This window comes from Antiquaquibacter metalliresistens (assembly GCF_029211225.1).
In the GTDB taxonomy this organism is placed as follows: Bacteria; Actinomycetota; Actinomycetes; order Actinomycetales; family Microbacteriaceae; genus Rhodoglobus; species Rhodoglobus metalliresistens.
Map to the genome: position 1 here is coordinate 193,712 of NZ_JARGEM010000006.1, position 16,052 is coordinate 209,763.

The window sequence follows — 16,052 nt, forward strand, 5'->3', positions numbered from 1 at the left end:
GATCGACGTCGATGCGGGGGAGTCTCCTCCCCGAGTGCTCCCGTTCCGGGCGCACCGACACGGTGGCAGCACCGGAGAGAACTGCAGCAGGGGAATGCCGCGGCGGCCCGTCAGGTTCGACCCGGCAAGGAAACGAGGTAATCCAATGTCTGACGTACTGATCGATCGCCCCGAGCTCAACGGCCTGGGGCAGTACGAGTTCGGCTGGTCGGATTCCGATGTGGCCGGGTCATCCGCCCGTCGCGGAATCGACGAGGACGTCGTCAAGGACATCTCGAAACTCAAGAACGAGCCGGAATCGATGCTGAAGACCCGCCTGAGCGGGCTCAAGCAGTTCTTCCGCAAGCCCATGCCCACGTGGGGCGCCGACCTCTCGGGCATCGACTTCGACAACATCAAGTACTTCGTGCGCTCCACCGAGAAGCAGGCGCAGACCTGGGAGGACCTCCCGGAGGACATCCGCAACACCTACGAGAAGCTCGGCATCCCGGAGGCGGAGCGCAAGCGTCTGGTCTCCGGCGTCGCAGCGCAGTACGAGTCCGAGGTCGTCTTCCACTCGATCAACGAAGAGCTCGAGCGCCAGGGCGTCATCTTCATGGACACGGACACGGCGCTGCGCGAGCACCCCGAGTTCTTCGAGGAGTACTTCGGCACGGTCATCCCCGCCGGCGACAACAAGTTCGCGGCGCTGAACACCGCCGTGTGGTCGGGTGGATCGTTCGTGTACGTGCCCAAGGGCGTGCACGTGGAGATCCCGCTGCAGGCCTACTTCCGCATCAACACCGAGAACATGGGTCAGTTCGAGCGCACGCTGATCATCGCGGACGAGGGCTCGTACGTGCACTACATCGAGGGATGCACCGCGCCGATCTACAAGAGCGACTCCCTGCACTCGGCCGTCGTCGAGATCATCGTGAAGAAGAACGCCCGCGTTCGCTACACGACGATCCAGAACTGGTCGAACAACGTCTACAACCTGGTCACCAAGCGCGCGATCGCTCACGAGGGCGCCACCATGGAGTGGATCGACGGCAACATCGGTTCCAAGGTCACCATGAAGTACCCGAGCATCTTCCTGGTGGGCGAGCACGCCAAGGGCGAGACGCTCTCGGTCGCATTCGCGGGCCCCGGCCAGCACCAGGACGCCGGCGCGAAGATGATCCACATGGCGCCGTACACGACCTCCTCGATCGTCTCGAAGTCGATCGCACGCGGCGGTGGTCGGGCCGGCTACCGCGGCGAGGTGCGCGTGGATGCCAAGGCGCACCACTCGGCGAACACCGTGCGCTGCGACGCCCTCCTGGTGGACACCATCTCGCGTTCCGACACCTACCCGGCCATCGACATCCGTGTCGACGACGTGCAGCTGGGACACGAGGCCACGGTCTCGCGGGTGAGCGCGGAACAGCTCTTCTACCTGCAGTCCCGCGGCATGCCGGAGGACGAGGCCATGGCCATGATCGTCCGGGGCTTCATCGAGCCGATCGCTCGCGAACTGCCCATGGAATACGCACTCGAACTCAACAAGCTCATCGAGATGAGCATGGAAGGCTCTGTCGGCTAGATGTCGTTGCTCACCGAAGGCCAGCACGGGCTCACCGCCCACAGCGACGGGCCGGTCCCAGTACAGACGCGCTCGGAGCGCTTCACCTCCGTGGACCCCGCGGACTTCGCGCCCGTCACCGGACTCGAACTCGAGTGGAAGCTCACGCCCGTGGCCGCCGTGCGCGAGCTCGTCGAGGGTGTGCTCGACGGAGCGCCCTACGAGGCGGCGGGGGAGTCGATCGAGTGGATCCCGCGCACGGACCCGCGCATCGGTTCCGCGGGCCTGCCCGAGGAGCGCGCATCCGCGAACGCCTGGTCGAGCTTCGAGCAGGCCCTGGCCGTCACGCTCGACTCCGAGGAGCATCGGGATGTCACGATCCACCGCTCCGGTCTCGGCACAGCACCTCGGGCCGCCCACACCGTGATCACCGCCGCGCCGAACGCGCGCGGCACCGTGATCCTGCAGTCGACCGGGCCGGCGGTGCTGAGCGAGAACGTCGAGATCGTCGTCGGCGACGGCGCCGACCTCACCGTGGTGAGCCTGCAGGAGTGGGATGACGAGGCGCTGCACCTGGCCAGCCACTTCGCGACCGTCGGGCGTGGCGCCAAGCTCAAGCACATCGTGGTCTCGCTCGGCGGCGCGGTCGTGCGTGTGAACCCCTCCGTGCACCTTGCTGGCGAGGGGGCGGAGGGCGAGCTCTACGGGCTCTACTTCGCCGACGCCGGCCAGCACATCGAGCAGCGCGTGTACCTGCATCACCTCGGCCCGAATACCAAGGGGCGCGTCAACTACAAGGGCGCACTGCAGGGCGCCGGTGCGCGCACTGTCTGGGTGGGCGACGTGCTCATCGGGCGCGAGGCGAGCGGCACCGACAGCTACGAGCAGAACCGCAACCTCGTGCTCACGGAGGGCACGCGCGCGGACTCCATTCCGAACCTCGAGATCGAGACCGGCGACATCCTGGGTGCCGGCCACGCGAGCGCGACCGGCCGCTTCGACGACGAGCAGCTGTTCTACCTGCAGGCCCGCGGCATCCCCGAGGCCGAGGCCCGACGACTCGTGGTGATCGGCTTCCTCGCCGAGATCGTGCAGAAGGTCGGCAATGCCGAGCTCGAGGCGCGACTGCACGAGGCGATCGAGCAGGAGCTCGCGGGAGGCGCCCGATGACCGCGACCCGCGTCTGCACCATCGATGAGCTCGAGACCGACAAGGCGTTCCGCGTCGTGCTCGACAAGGTGGCCATCGTGCTCGTGAAGGACTCGACCGGCACGGTGCACGCCATCGGCGACACCTGCACGCACGGCGACATCTCCCTCGCCGAGGGCTTCGTCGAGGACGACGGCATCGAGTGCTGGGCGCACGGATCGAAGTTCTCCTTCACCACTGGCAAGCCCCTCAATCTCCCGGCGTACGAACCCGTGCCGGTGTTCAAGGTCAATGTCGATGAGGATGGCGTCATCTCCATCGACCCGAGCGAGACCCTGGCCGTCGAGGCCTAGGACAGGAACAGACATGTCAGTACTGGAAATCAAGGACCTCCACGTGAGCGTGGAGACCGAGCAGGGCACCAAGCAGATCCTCAAGGGCGTCGACCTGACGATCAACGAGGGTGAGATCCACGCCATCATGGGTCCCAACGGATCCGGCAAGTCCACGCTCGCCTACTCGATCGCGGGCCACCCCAAGTACCACGTCGAGAGCGGTTCCGTGCTGCTCGACGGCGCCGAGGTGCTGGAGATGAGCGTGGACGAGCGTGCGCGCGCAGGGCTGTTCCTGGCGATGCAGTACCCCGTGGAGATCCCCGGCGTGCGCGTCGCGGACTTCCTGCGCACCGCCAAGACGGCGATCGACGGCGAAGCACCCGCACTGCGGCCGTGGATCAAAGAGGTCAACGAGTCGATGAAGGCCCTGCGGATGGACAAGTCCTTCGCCGAGCGCAACGTCAACGAGGGCTTCTCCGGTGGCGAGAAGAAGCGCAACGAGATCCTGCAGCTCGAACTGCTCAAGCCGAAGTTCGCGATCCTCGACGAGACCGACTCCGGCCTCGACGTCGACGCGCTCAAGATCGTCTCCGAGGGCGTCAACCGCGCGAAGGCGGCCACCGGCATGGGTGTGCTGCTCATCACGCACTACACCCGGATCCTGCGGTACATCACGCCCGACTTCGTGCACGTCTTCGTCGACGGCAAGGTCGCCGAAGAGGGTGGGCCGGAGCTCGCCGAGCGTCTCGAGAACGAGGGCTACGATCGATTTCTCGACACCGCGGGCGTAGCGTAGTCGCATGGCCAGCGCACTCGCCCCTGCGCTCTTCGACCAGATCGAGGAGGCGCTCAAGGATGTCGTCGACCCCGAACTCGGGGTCAATATCGTCGACCTCGGCCTGATCTACGACCTCAGTTGGGACGACGAGAACAACGCCCTCATCATCTCGATGACGCTGACCTCCGCCGGCTGTCCGCTCACCGACGTGATCGAGGAGCAGGTCGCGCAGTCCCTCGACGGGATCGTGGACGCGTTCCGCATCAACTGGGTATGGATGCCGCCGTGGGGTCCGGAGAAGATCACCGAAGACGGTCGCGACATGATGCGCGCGATCGGCTTCTCGATCTGAGAAGCCTCGGCGTCAGGCCTCGGTCGCGTCGGCGCGCTTGTCGCCGCGCTCGACCGCGAACCATGCCGCGCTGAGGATACCGGCACCGAGCGCCGCCTTGATGACCCCGCCGATGATGAAGGGGTAGAGGCCGGCTCGCAGCACCGAGTCGAGATCGTTCGGGAAGCCCGCGGCACCCAGCCACGCGGCGAGCCAGATGTTGCCGGCGATGAAGGTGACGGCGGTGCCGGCGAGGAACGCGAGGAAGGCCTTGAGCACCTTGCGGTCCCAGGTGAGCTGGGCCAGCCATCCGGTGAGCACGGCCGCGAGCACGAAGCCGATGATGTAGCCGCCGGTCGGACCGGCGATGACGCCCCAGCCCGAGGAGGCGTCGCTGAACACGGGCAGGCCGACGATGCCGAGCGCGGCGTACAGGCCCATCGAGAGGCCTCCGCGCACCGCGCCGAGGCTCATGCCGACGAGGAGCACCGCCAGAGTCTGACCGGTGATCGGCACCGGGAACATCGGCACCGCGATCTGTGCCGCGATCGCCGTGAGGGCGGCACCGGCGGCGATGAGGACGAGATCGACCGCGAGCGTACGGCTGAAGATCCGGTCGACGAGCGTCGGGCGCCCGATGGCCAGGGTCACGGTGCTCACGGGGTCCTCCTCGAATCGGCGGTCGGTCGCGGCGAACTGCACGCGGCCTCAGAGGTAGGATAGTGGGCTGGCGCAACGACCCGCGCATCCTTCCCCCTCCAAGAGAATCGGACTTCTCCTGTGCTCTCCGTGCACGATCTCGAACTGCGCGTCGGCGCACGCCTGCTCATGGAGGGCGTCAACTTCCGGGTCGACCGCGGCGACAAGATCGGTCTCGTCGGTCGCAACGGTGCGGGCAAGACCACGCTCACCAAGGTTCTGGCGGGGGAGATGCCGCCCACGGACGGCACCGTCACGCGCGACGGCGACATCGGCTACCTGCCGCAGGACCCGCGGTCCGGTGACCCGGAGGAGCTGGCGCGCACCCGCATCCTGAACGCCCGCGGACTCGGCGAGCTCGTGCTCGGCATGCAGAAGGCGACGAGCGAGATGGGCAGCGACGACCCGGCCGTGAGCGAGGCGGCGATGAAGCGCTACAGCTCGCTCACCGATCGGTTCGATGCCCTCGGCGGGTACGCCGCCGAGGCGGAGGCCGCGTCCATCGCGAGCAACCTGAGCCTGCCCGACCGCATCCTCGACCAGCCGCTCAAGACGCTCTCCGGCGGGCAGCGACGCAGGATCGAGTTGGCGCGCATCCTGTTCTCGGATGCCGGGGTGCTCATCCTCGACGAGCCGACCAACCACCTCGACGCCGACTCGGTGGTCTGGCTGCGCGAATTCCTGAAGAACTACTCGGGCGGCTTCATCGTGATCAGCCACGACGTGGAGCTGGTGGGCGAGACCGTCAACAAGGTCTTCTACCTCGACGCGAACCGGCAGTGCATCGACGTCTACAACATGGGCTGGAAGCACTACCTGCGCCAGCGCGAGGCCGACGAGGAGCGCCGCAAGAAGGAGCGCGTCAACGTCGAGAAGAAGGCCACGCAGCTGCAACTGCAGGCGGCGCGGTTCGGCGCCAAGGCCAGCAAGGCCGCCGCGGCGCACCAGATGGTGGCGCGCGCCGAGAAGATGCTCTCGGGCCTGGAAGAGGTGCGCACCGTGGATCGCGTGGCCAAGCTGCGCTTCCCCGACCCGGCACCCTGCGGTCGCACGCCGCTGCAGGCCCATAACCTCTCGAAGAGCTACGGTTCGCTGGAGATCTTCACTGCCGTGGATCTCGCCATCGATCGCGGCTCCAAGGTCGTGGTGCTCGGTCTCAACGGTGCGGGCAAGACCACCCTGCTTCGCATGCTCGCGGGCGTCGACAAACCCGACACCGGACAGATCGAACCCGGCCACGGTCTGCGCATCGGCTACTACGCGCAGGAACACGAGACCATCGACGTGAAGCGCTCGGTGCTCGAGAACATGCTCTCGGCCTCGCCGGATCTCAACGCGACTGAGGCCAGGCGGGTGCTCGGCTCGTTCCTGTTCACGGGGGATGACACGGCCAAGCCGGCCGGTGTGCTCTCCGGCGGCGAGAAGACCCGCCTCGCCCTCGCCATGATCGTCGTCAGCGGCGCCAACGTGCTGCTTCTGGACGAGCCGACCAACAACCTCGACCCGGCGAGCCGACTCGAGATCCTCGGGGCGCTCGCCGGCTACACGGGCGCCGTCGTGCTCGTCAGCCACGACGAGGGCGCGGTCGAGGCGCTCAACCCGGAACGCGTGCTGATCCTGCCGGACGGCGTCGAGGACCACTGGAACAAGGACTACGCGGAACTGATCAGCCTGGCCTGATCGCGATCAGCGTCGGTCGAGGATCGCGTCCTCGATCTCGGCGTCGGTCGGGCCCTTCGCCGCGGCCTTCGCCCGGCGCGACTGGGCCCGACGGCGCTCCTCCGGGTCGTCCTCGTTGCGAACCCGATACTCGTGCCGCACCGCCCAGCCGAGCCCGATGAAAGCGAGCACGCCGAAGGCGACCCACTGGAAGGCGTACGACAGGTGCGGTCCGCCGTCGGCGACGGGTCGCGGGTACGCGGCCGGTCGGCTCGGCGGCGCCGGATCCTCCGAGGCCAGCAATCCATAGGCGCCGGTGTAGGTCGGCTCCGCGACGAGGTCGGCGACGGTCGGGAGGTTGATCGTGGCCAACTGCCCCTCCGGGGCGCTGCGGCCCGGGATCGTCGGCTCGCCGGCCTTGAGGCGCACCACGATCGAGGTCTCGCCGGCGGGTGGGGCCGGTACGGCATCCGGCAGGTCTTGGCTGTTGCCGACGGGCACCCAGCCGCGGTCCACCACGAACACCGTGCCGTCGGTCAGCTCGAAGGGCACGAGCACCTCGAACCCCGCGTGCCCCTCGAAGGGACGGCCGCGCACGAGCAGCTGCTGGTCGGCGAGGTAGCGGCCCTGCAGCGCGACGGGCTGCCAGGTGTCATCCGGATCGAACGCGTCGAGCGCGGGGAGCACCGACGCGACGTCGACGGGTGCTGCCGACCAGTTCGTCTCGACCCGTTCGACGGCCTCACGCGCCTCCTCACTGCGCGCGAGCTGCCACATCGACAGGAACACGCACGCGATCGCGAAGACCACGACGAGCCCGAGGTAGCCGAGCCAGCGCCGCGAGAACGCGAACCCCCAGCCCTTCACACTCGCTCCACGGTCTGGCCGGTCGCGGTGACCCGCACGGGGAAGTCACGCGTGGCCAGGTAGTCGCGCAGGAACTCGACGTGCTCGTCGCACGCCGACCACACCTTCACGCGGTCCTCGGTGTGGATGCGCGGGTTGCGCCAGTTCACCCACCATGCCGCGGGAGCGGTGCAGCCTGCACGCGAACACGTGGACGACTCGGTCGTCACGACCCCTCCGAGCGTCTGACCAGACCGCGTTCGTCGGGCCGGATGACATCGCCCTGACCGCGCGAGCCGACGTTGGCGAGCACCACCGCGACGTAGGGGAGCACCACGGCACCGATGATCGGCACCAGCAGCCACCAGCCCTGCACGAAGAAGCACGAGATGACGCACGCCACCCGGATGCCCATGGCCACGCCGTAGCGCACCATACGGCGTCGACGATCGACCTCCGGCGACTCGGGGAGGGTCGTGATCGACTGCGGTTGCACCATGTCGCACCAAGCCTACGTCGCGCCGCACCGGCCCGCCGTCCGAGCGCCCCTAGGCTGGTGCGCATGACTACCCAGCTCGTCCCCAGGACCGTCCTCATCACCGGTGGCAACCGCGGCATCGGCCGCGCGATCGCGGAGGAGTTCGTCGCCCAGGGCCACCGGGTCGCCGTGACCGCGCGATCGGGCAGCGGCCCCGAGGGCACGCTCACCGTCGTCGCCGACGTGACGGATGCCGCGTCCCTCGACGCCGCGTTCACCGAGGTCGAGCAGCAGTTCGGCGCCGTGGAGGTGCTCGTCGCGAACGCGGGGATCACGCGCGACATGCTGCTCATGCGCATGAGCGACGCCGACTTCACCGAGGTGATCGACACGAACCTGAGCGGCGCCTTCCGCGTGGTCAAGCGCGCCTCGAAGGGGATGCTGAAGGCACGCTTCGGCCGCATCATCCTGGTCTCGAGCGTGGTCGGCCTGCTCGGCTCGGCGGGACAGGTGAACTACGCCGCCTCCAAGTCCGGACTCATCGGCCTCGCCCGCTCGATCACGCGGGAGCTCGGCGGCCGCGGCATCACGGCGAACGTCGTCGCCCCCGGGTTCATCGAGACGGAGATGACCGCCGAGCTCGATCCCGCCCTGCAGGAGTCCTACCTCAAGCAGATCCCGGCGGGTCGCTACGCGAGCGCGAGCGAGGTCGCGAAGGTCATCGCGTGGCTCGCGAGCGACGATGCCGCGTACATCTCGGGCGCGGTCATCCCCGTCGACGGCGGACTGGGGATGGGGCACTAGCCCCGCAGGCCCAGCAGCGGCAGCACCTGGGACAGGTCGCGCTCGTCGATGAGCACCCCGGCGAGGTCGCGCACGGGCGCCTTCGCGTCGAAGCCGACGGCGAGGCCTGCGATCGCCATCATCGGCAGGTCGTTCGCGCCGTCCCCGACCGCGACGGTGCGGCTGAGCGGCACGGTGGCGGCGGCGGCCCACTCCCGCAGCGTGGTGGCCTTGGCCGCGGCATCCACGACCGGACCGGTGAGGCCGCCCGTGAGCACGCCGTCGACGACCTCCAGCCGGTTCGCACGCCAATGATCGAGACCGAGGCGCTCGGCGATCGGGTCGACGACCTCGTGGAAACCGCCGGAGACGACGCCGACGAGACCATCGGCGGCGTGGATTCCCGCGATCATCTCCGGCACGCCGCGCGTGACCTCGACGAGCGCGCCGACCTCGGCGAACACGGAACTCGGCAGTCCCCGCAGCGTGGCGACGCGCGCGCGCAGGCTCTCCTCGAAGTCGAGTTCGCCGTTCATCGCACGGCGCGTGATCTCCTCGACCTCGGCCAGCGAACCGGCGTGATCGGCGAGGAGCTCGATGACCTCGTTCTCGATGAGCGTGGAATCGACGTCGAGCACGACGAGGAAGCGGGGCATGGTCCCTTCCGGGTGGATCAGCTGACGACGACGCCCTTGCCGACCACCGTGATGCCCGTCTCGGTGACCGTGAAGCCCCGTGCGCGGTCGGCGTCGTGGTCGACTCCGACGGATGCGCCATCGCCGATGACGACATCCTTGTCGAGGATAGCGCGACGCACGACCGCGTTCGGCCCGATGCGAACGCGCTCGAACAGCACCGCGTCGGCTACCGACGCCCCGGACTCGATGGTGGTCCATGGGCCGATGACGCTGCGTTCGACGTCGGCGCCGGAGATGACGCAGCCGAGCGAGAAGATCGAGTCGATGGTGCGACCCAGGTTGCCCTTCGCGTCGCGCACGAACTTGGCCGGCGGCGAGTTGAGCTGCTGGCTGAAGATGGGCCACTCGCGGTTGTAGAGGTTGAAGATCGGCAGCGCCGAGATCAGGTCTTGATGGGCATCGAAGAACGACTCGATGGTGCCGACGTCGCGCCAGTAGTAGCGATCGCGCTCCGTCGCACCCGGCACCTCGTTTCGGTTGAGGTCGTAGACGCCCGCGAGACCGCGCGAGACGAAGTCGGGCACGATGTCGCCGCCCATGTCGTGGTTGGAGTCGGATCGCTCGCCGTCGCGCTGCACGGCATCCATGAGCACGTCGGCGTCGAAGACGTAGTTGCCCATCGAGGCGAGCACCTCGCCGGGGGAGTCGGGCAGTCCAACGGCCTTCTGCGGCTTCTCGTGGAACGCGGCGATGCGGGTCGGATCGTCGGAATCGACCTCGATCACGCCGAACTGGTCCGCGAGGGCGATCGGCTGCCGGATCGCGGCGACCGTCAGTCCGAGCCCGGAGGCGATGTGCGCGTCGACCATCTGACTGAAGTCCATGCGGTAGACGTGGTCGGCACCGACGACGATGACGATGTCGGGCTTCTCGTCGCGCAACAGATTCAGGCTCTGCAGGATCGCGTCCGCCGACCCGCTGAACCAGCGCTTGCCGAGTCGCTGCTGGGCCGGCACCGAAGCGACGTAGGCGTTCAACAGGCCGCTCAGACGCCAGGTCTGGGAGATGTGGCGGTCGAGGCTGTGGGACTTGTACTGGGTCAGCACGACCACCTGGCGAAGCCCCGAGTTGATGAGATTGCTGAGCGCGAAGTCGATCAGGCGGTACCCGCCGCCGAACGGCACGGCTGGCTTGGCGCGGTCCGCCGTCAGCGGCATGAGGCGCTTGCCCTCGCCCCCCGCAAGGACGATTCCGAACACCCTCGTCGTTGGCATGCGCCCAGCCTAGGCGCGCCCGCGGCGACCGGCGTGACGACGGGCTGTACTAACGTCGAAGAATGCGCGTCGACATGATCACCCGGGAGTATCCGCCGGAGGTGTACGGCGGTGCCGGCGTGCACGTCGCCGAACTCGTCAGGGCCCTCCGCACCGATCTCGATGTCGTCGTGCGGTGCTTCGGCCTGCCGCGCGACGAGCCGGAGGTGTACTCCTACCTCGTGCCGCCCGGTCTCACCGAGGCGAATCCGGCGCTGCAGGCGATGGGCGTCGACCTGCAGATCGCACAGGATGTCGCGGGCGCCGACCTCGTGCACTCCCACACTTGGTACGCCAATGCCGCCGGGCACCTCGCCTCGCTGCTGCACGGCATCCCGCACGTCGTCACGGCGCACAGCCTGGAGCCGCTGCGTCCCTGGAAGGCCGAACAGCTCGGCGGCGGCTACCGCGTGTCCGGCTGGATCGAGGCGACCGCGTTCGCCGGCGCGGCCGCGGTGATCGCGGTGTCCGAGGGTATGCGCCGCGACATCCTGCGCAGCTATCCCTGGCTCGACGAACAGCGTGTGCAGGTCGTGCACAACGGCATCGATCTCGACCGCTGGCACGCCGTCGACGAGCCCGAGCTCGTGCGCGAGTTGGGCATCGACCCCGACCGGCCGTCCGTGGTCTTCGTGGGACGGATCACCCGCCAGAAGGGCCTGCCCTACCTGCTGCGCGCGGCGGCCATGCTCCCGCCCGAGGTGCAGCTGGTGCTGTGCGCCGGCGCCCCGGACACCCCGGAGATCCTTGCCGAGGTCGAGGCCGGCGTGCGCGCGCTGCAAGCCGAGCGCACCGGTGTGGTGTGGCTCGATCGCATGCTCAGCCAGCACGAGCTCTCCGCCGTGCTCACCCAGGCCACCACATTCGTGTGCCCCTCGGTGTACGAGCCGCTCGGCATCGTGAACCTGGAGGCCATGGCGTGCGGTGCCGCCGTCGTCGGTACCGCCACCGGCGGCATCCCCGAGGTCGTCGACGACGGGGTGACCGGACGGCTCGTGCCGATCGAGCAGCTCGATGACGGCACCGGCACGCCCCTCGACCCGGAGCGCTTCGTCGCCGATCTCGCGCGCATCCTCACCGAGGTCGTCGCCGACCCGGAGTCGGCACGGCGCATGGGCGAGGCCGGTCGCCTGCGGGCCCAGAACGAGTTCAGCTGGTCGAGCATCGCGACACGCACCCGGCAGATCTACGCCGCGCTCACGTGAGCTCCGGCAGCGCCTAGGCTGGAGTCATCATGTCCAGCGTTCTCCAGTTCTCCGACGTGTCCGTAGTGCGTGATGGCACGAGCATCCTCAAGTCCGTGACGTGGACGGTGGATGCCGCCGAACGTTGGGTCATCCTCGGTCCGAACGGCGCGGGCAAGACCACGCTGTTGCAGCTCGCAGCCGCGCAGATGCACCCCACACAGGGGCGGGTGCAGGTGCTCGACGACGCCCTCGGCAAGGTGGACGTCTTCGATCTCCGGCCGCGCATCGGTTTCGCCTCCACCGCGCTCGCCCGTCGGGTTCCGCGCGACGAGCGCGTGATCGACGTGGTGCTCACCGCCGCGTACTCGGTCACCGGGCGCTGGAACGAGGACTACGACGAGATCGACCTGCGCCGGGCGCAGCGCGTGCTCGCCGAGTGGAAGCTCAGCCACCTCGAGGATCGCCGCTTCGGCGACCTGAGCGACGGCGAGCAGAAGCGCGTGCAGATCGCGCGCTCCGTGATGACCGACCCGGAGCTGCTGCTGCTCGACGAGCCCGCGGCGAGCCTCGACCTCGGGGCGCGTGAGGAGCTCGTCGGACTGCTCGGCGGCTTCGCCCGGGCCGAGGAGTCGCCCGCGATCGTCATGGTCACCCACCACGTCGAGGAGATCCCTCCCGGCTTCACGCACGCGCTGCTGCTCGCCGAGGGTGCGGTGCTGGCCGCCGGGGAGATCGCGCAAGTGATCACCTCGGAGAACCTCAGCGCGGCGTTCGGCCTACCACTGGTGGTCTCCGTCGAGGCCGGGCGATTCGCCGCCCGCGCCGCCTGATCTCTGGTACCATCGATCCTTGGCTCAAGGCCACGGACTTTCGCAGCACCGCATTCAGTTCTGCATCGCACTCAACATTCAGGGAAACACCATGAAGTCGGACATTCACCCCGCATACGCCCAGATCGTCTTCCGCGACCTCGCGTCCGGAGCCACCTTCCTCACGCGCTCGACCGCGACGAGCGACAAGACCATCGAGCTGGACGGCACGACCTACCCGGTGATCGACGTCGAGATCTCGTCGGAGTCGCACCCGTTCTACACGGGCAAGCAGCGCATCATGGACTCCGCCGGTCGCGTCGAGAAGTTCAACTCCCGCTACGCCGCCTTCGGCAAGAAGGACGGCAAGTAGCCGATACCACCACGAAGGGCGCCGGTTCTCCGGCGCCCTTCGTCGTTCCCCACGGTCGCGCGGCGGTCCGCCGACGGATCAGAAGAGCGCTGACCGGCGCTCCACCCACAGCGGGAGGATCGTGTCGCGGGTGAGGGGAGCCAACTCGACGGCGGCATCCACGCTCTCCAGCCACAGCAGCTCTTCGATCTCCGCACCCGGTCGGTAGGTCTCGTACCCCACGGCGAGGGCGAAGACCTCGGCGCGGATGACCGTGTCGGGCTCGTTCGCGGCGACCGCTCGGAAACTGCCGAGGTACTCGGTGCTGTCGAGATCGATCTCGAGGCCGATCTCCTCGCGCAGCTCGCGCACCAGGGCGTCGATGGCGCTCTCACCGGGCTCGATCTTGCCGCCCGCCTGCATGAACACACCGCTGCCTCGCTTGCGCACCACGAGGGTGCGGCCGGCCGGATCGGTGACGATGCCCGCGGCGACGCGCAGCACGGTGGGTCGCTTGGGTGCGGCCGGCGGGGGAGCGGACGCGTACAGGCTCACCGGCTCGGCGGGCTCGAGGCCCTCGAGCGCCGGCAGCGATGGCGCGTAGATGTCGATCACCGGCACCGTCTGACTCGGCCTCGGCTCCAGTGGCGGCAGGGGCTGGGTGTCCTGATAGCTGCTCGGGGCCGCGGCCTGCCGCAGCGGCCATTCCAGGTCGGCGACGAACGCGTCGTCACCCTTGACCCGACGGATGTACTCCTGGAAGCTCACGGCCTGCTCCGCGTACCAGCCCGCTTGACGTCGGTGCAGCTCCGAGAGATCGATGTCGAGCTGCTCCGGATACGCGCGCGCGATCGCGAGCGCGACCCGACCGGCGGCGATCGCGTCGGCACCGGCGTCGTGAGCGCCCTCCAGGGAGACCCCGTAGCGCTCGGCGGTGACCTCCAGCGTGCGCTTTCCCTTGCGGTAGCGATCGACAGCCTTGTCGACGACGAGCGGGTCGATCACCGGGAACGGCACACCGATCGGCGTCAGGTCGTGGCGTCGGCACTCGCGGTCGAGCAGGGACAGGTCGTAGGGCGCGTTGTAGACGACCACGGGCATCCCGGTATCGAACAGCACCCGAAGCGCCGAGGTGATCTCCGCGACCACCAGCGCGGCCGAACGACCCTCGGCACGGGCGCGCTCGGTGGTGATGCCGTGCACGGCGGCTGCGGCCTCCGGGATCTCGATGCCGGGGTCGGCGAGCCAGTCCCATCTCGCGATGACATCACCGGCGGCATCCAGCACCGCGACGCACGCGGAGACGATGCGAGCGGTGTCGACGTCGACGCCCGTGGTCTCGAGGTCGAAGACGCCGAGCCGGCCCCAGTGTTCCATGCGATCAGGGTAGGAGGCGGGTGCGACAGCGAGGCTCAGGCGCGGCGTCAGCGCGCAGATTCGCCGAGATGGAGCCAGTAGAACGATTGGGTGCCGAGCGTCAGGGTGAGTGAGCCGTCTTCTCCGACGGACGGGAACTGGCTGCCCCCGAACAGGTCGTAGAGCGTGGCCCCCTCGTGGCCCTCAACCTTGATCGTCGCCGCGACGGGATTGTGCGAGAAGCTGAACACGCACAGCACGCTCTCGGGGGAATCGCCGAAGGTCGCGCTCTCGCCCTCGTACTCGCGCACGAAGGCCAGCACGGAGTCGTGATCGGTCGGCAGCACGCGCAGGCCGCCGAGCCCGAAGGTCGGGTGCCCCTTGCGCACGTGGATGACGTTGCGCACCCAGTGCAGCAGTGAACGGGACTGGGCGAGCTGCGACTCGACGTTGATGAGGTTGTAGTTGTAGACCAGGGATTGCACGATCGGCAGGTAGAGCTTGCCGGGGTCCGCGCTGGAGAAGCCGGCGTTGCGGTCGGGCGTCCACTGCATGGGCGTTCGACTCGAGTCGCGATCCGGCAGCCAGATGTTGTCGCCCATGCCGATCTCGTCGCCGTAGTACAGGAACGGGCTGCCCTGGAGGCTGAAGAGCAGGGCGTGGGCGAGCTCGAGCTCGGCGCGCGAGTTGTCGAGCAGGGGAGCGAGTCGACGACGGATGCCCACGTTCGAGCGCATCCGCGGGTCGTAGGCGTACCAGCCGTACATCGCCTGGCGGTACTCCTCGCTGACCATCTCGAGGGTCAGCTCGTCGTGGTTGCGCAGGAAGACTCCCCACGCCGCTCCGGTGGGTACCTCCGTAGTCTCCGCGAGCACGCGCACCAACTCGGTGGCGTTCTGGGAGCGCAGCGAGTAGAAGATGCGCGGCATCACCGGGAAGTCGAAGGCCATGTGACACTCCGGCTCCTCGTCGGTGCCGAAGAAGGCCGCCGTCTCGGCCGGCCACTGGTTCGCCTCGGCGATGAGCACGCGCCCCGGGTAGTCCCGGTCCACCATCGCCCGGATCTCCTTGATGAACTCGTGGGTCTTCGGCTCGCCCTCGCCGTTGCCGTCCTCGGACTCGAAGAGGTAGGGGATCGCGTCGAGACGGATGCCGTCGACGCCGAGATCCATCCAGTGCCGGATCACGTCGAGCGTCGCCTGGCGCACGGCGGGGTTCTCGAAGTTGAGGTCGGGCTGGTGCGAGAAGAATCGGTGGAAGAAGAACTGCCGTCGCACGGGGTCGAAGGTCCAGTTGGACTCCTCGGTGTCCACGAAGATGATGCGGATGTTCGGGTACTTCTCGTCGGTGTCGCTCCACACGTAGAAGTCCCCGTACGGCCCTTCGGGGTCCTGACGGGACTGCTGGAACCACTCGTGCTGATCGGAGGTGTGGTTCAACGGATAGTCGATCACGATGCGCATGTTGCGTTCGTGGGCCTTCGTGACGAGGTCCTTGAACTCGTCGAGGGTGCCGAACTCGGGCAGCACCGAGGTGAAGTCGGCGACGTCGTAGCCACCGTCGCGCAACGGGGACTTGTAGAACGGCGGAATCCACAGCGCGTCCACGCCGAGCCACTGCAGATAGTCGAGTTTCGAGATGAGTCCGGAGAGGTCGCCCGAGCCGTCGCCGTTCGAGTCGTAGAACGAGCGCACCATGACCTCGTAGAACACGGCGCGGCGATACCACTGGGGGTCGAGGGCGAGGCCGGGGAGGGTGATGGGCGCGGTGAAACTCACGCTCAGAGTCTAGGGCCG

The 16,052-nt window shown here is 68.3% G+C and carries 18 protein-coding genes; 10 read left to right on the forward strand and 8 right to left on the reverse strand.

The window, feature by feature from the left end; genetic code table 11:
- Positions 1–145: 145 nt before the first annotated feature.
- Genes sufB through PYV02_RS12430 form a run of 5 tightly spaced genes read left to right on the forward strand, consistent with a single transcriptional unit; the run spans position 146 to position 4,157 of the window.
- Positions 146–1,564: a Fe-S cluster assembly protein SufB gene (sufB, locus tag PYV02_RS12410; RefSeq protein WP_275759358.1), complete on the forward strand. Its 1,419-nt coding sequence runs from the start codon at positions 146–148 to the stop codon at positions 1,562–1,564.
- Entirely contained in the window at positions 1,565–2,713 is a 1,149-nt protein-coding gene (sufD, locus tag PYV02_RS12415; RefSeq protein ID WP_275759359.1) for a Fe-S cluster assembly protein SufD, read from the forward strand. It begins immediately after the preceding gene.
- Positions 2,710–3,045 carry a non-heme iron oxygenase ferredoxin subunit gene (locus tag PYV02_RS12420; RefSeq protein ID WP_275759360.1) on the forward strand — a complete coding sequence of 112 codons (336 nt, stop codon included), beginning with the start codon at positions 2,710–2,712 and terminating at the stop codon, positions 3,043–3,045. The genes sufD and PYV02_RS12420 overlap by 4 nt, the downstream gene beginning before the upstream one ends.
- Before the next feature lie 13 nt (positions 3,046–3,058).
- Positions 3,059–3,823, forward strand: a complete 765-nt coding sequence (sufC, locus tag PYV02_RS12425; RefSeq protein WP_275759361.1) for a Fe-S cluster assembly ATPase SufC — start codon at positions 3,059–3,061, stop codon at positions 3,821–3,823.
- A 4-nt stretch (positions 3,824–3,827) separates the two neighbouring features.
- Positions 3,828–4,157: a metal-sulfur cluster assembly factor gene (locus PYV02_RS12430; RefSeq protein ID WP_275759362.1), complete on the forward strand. Its 330-nt coding sequence runs from the start codon at positions 3,828–3,830 to the stop codon at positions 4,155–4,157.
- Between the two features lie 12 nt (positions 4,158–4,169).
- On the opposite strand, the gene PYV02_RS12435 is transcribed toward PYV02_RS12430, so the two are convergent.
- Positions 4,170–4,796 (reverse strand): biotin transporter BioY, encoded by a 627-nt coding sequence (locus PYV02_RS12435; RefSeq protein ID WP_275759363.1) that lies wholly within the window; start codon positions 4,794–4,796, stop codon positions 4,170–4,172.
- A 120-nt stretch (positions 4,797–4,916) separates the two neighbouring features.
- Here PYV02_RS12435 and PYV02_RS12440 point away from each other — a divergent pair, with 120 nt between their 5' ends.
- The gene (locus PYV02_RS12440) at positions 4,917–6,515 is read left to right on the forward strand and encodes an ABC-F family ATP-binding cassette domain-containing protein (protein WP_275759364.1); all 1,599 of its coding nucleotides are present in this window, start codon (positions 4,917–4,919) and stop codon (positions 6,513–6,515) included.
- Positions 6,516–6,521: 6 nt separating this feature from the next.
- Here PYV02_RS12440 and PYV02_RS12445 read toward each other — a convergent pair whose 3' ends face one another.
- From PYV02_RS12445 to PYV02_RS12455, 3 genes are read right to left on the reverse strand one after another with little or no spacing between them, the layout of a single operon-like run.
- Entirely contained in the window at positions 6,522–7,361 is an 840-nt protein-coding gene (locus PYV02_RS12445) for an SURF1 family cytochrome oxidase biogenesis protein (protein WP_275759365.1), read from the reverse strand.
- On the reverse strand, positions 7,358–7,570 hold the full coding sequence (locus tag PYV02_RS12450) for a hypothetical protein (RefSeq protein ID WP_275759366.1): 213 nt from the start codon (positions 7,568–7,570) through the stop codon (positions 7,358–7,360). Before PYV02_RS12450 ends, PYV02_RS12445 begins: the two co-directional genes overlap by 4 nt.
- On the reverse strand, positions 7,567–7,839 hold the full coding sequence (locus PYV02_RS12455; RefSeq protein ID WP_275759367.1) for a DUF3099 domain-containing protein: 273 nt from the start codon (positions 7,837–7,839) through the stop codon (positions 7,567–7,569). Before PYV02_RS12455 ends, PYV02_RS12450 begins: the two co-directional genes overlap by 4 nt.
- A 63-nt stretch (positions 7,840–7,902) precedes the next feature.
- On the opposite strand from PYV02_RS12455, the gene fabG reads away from it, so the two are divergent.
- A complete protein-coding gene (gene fabG / locus PYV02_RS12460; RefSeq protein ID WP_275759368.1) occupies positions 7,903–8,622 on the forward strand; it encodes a 3-oxoacyl-ACP reductase FabG in 720 nt (239 codons plus the stop codon).
- On the opposite strand, the gene serB is transcribed toward fabG, so the two are convergent.
- Both serB and glgC read right to left on the reverse strand, forming a co-directional pair.
- Complete coding sequence (gene serB, locus PYV02_RS12465) at positions 8,619–9,257, reverse strand: phosphoserine phosphatase SerB (RefSeq protein WP_275759369.1); 639 nt, start codon at positions 9,255–9,257, stop codon at positions 8,619–8,621. The genes fabG and serB overlap by 4 nt on opposite strands.
- A 17-nt stretch (positions 9,258–9,274) precedes the next feature.
- Positions 9,275–10,513, reverse strand: a complete 1,239-nt coding sequence (gene glgC, locus PYV02_RS12470; protein WP_275759370.1) for a glucose-1-phosphate adenylyltransferase — start codon at positions 10,511–10,513, stop codon at positions 9,275–9,277.
- 62 nt (positions 10,514–10,575) lie between these two features.
- On the opposite strand from glgC, the gene glgA reads away from it, so the two are divergent.
- The 3 genes from glgA to PYV02_RS12485 all read left to right on the forward strand — a co-directional run bounded on the left by glgA (position 10,576) and on the right by PYV02_RS12485 (position 12,921).
- The gene (gene glgA, locus PYV02_RS12475) at positions 10,576–11,757 is read left to right on the forward strand and encodes a glycogen synthase (protein WP_275759371.1); all 1,182 of its coding nucleotides are present in this window, start codon (positions 10,576–10,578) and stop codon (positions 11,755–11,757) included.
- Between the two features lie 29 nt (positions 11,758–11,786).
- Positions 11,787–12,569 (forward strand): ABC transporter ATP-binding protein, encoded by a 783-nt coding sequence (locus PYV02_RS12480; protein WP_275759372.1) that lies wholly within the window; start codon positions 11,787–11,789, stop codon positions 12,567–12,569.
- Between the two features lie 91 nt (positions 12,570–12,660).
- A complete protein-coding gene (locus PYV02_RS12485; RefSeq protein WP_275759373.1) occupies positions 12,661–12,921 on the forward strand; it encodes a type B 50S ribosomal protein L31 in 261 nt (86 codons plus the stop codon).
- 78 nt (positions 12,922–12,999) lie between these two features.
- Here PYV02_RS12485 and PYV02_RS15415 read toward each other — a convergent pair whose 3' ends face one another.
- Positions 13,000–14,277 (reverse strand): exonuclease domain-containing protein, encoded by a 1,278-nt coding sequence (locus PYV02_RS15415; protein ID WP_420833633.1) that lies wholly within the window; start codon positions 14,275–14,277, stop codon positions 13,000–13,002.
- A gap of 47 nt (positions 14,278–14,324) precedes the next feature.
- The gene (gene treS / locus PYV02_RS12500) at positions 14,325–16,034 is read right to left on the reverse strand and encodes a maltose alpha-D-glucosyltransferase (protein ID WP_275759374.1); all 1,710 of its coding nucleotides are present in this window, start codon (positions 16,032–16,034) and stop codon (positions 14,325–14,327) included.
- Positions 16,035–16,052 lie beyond the last annotated feature (18 nt).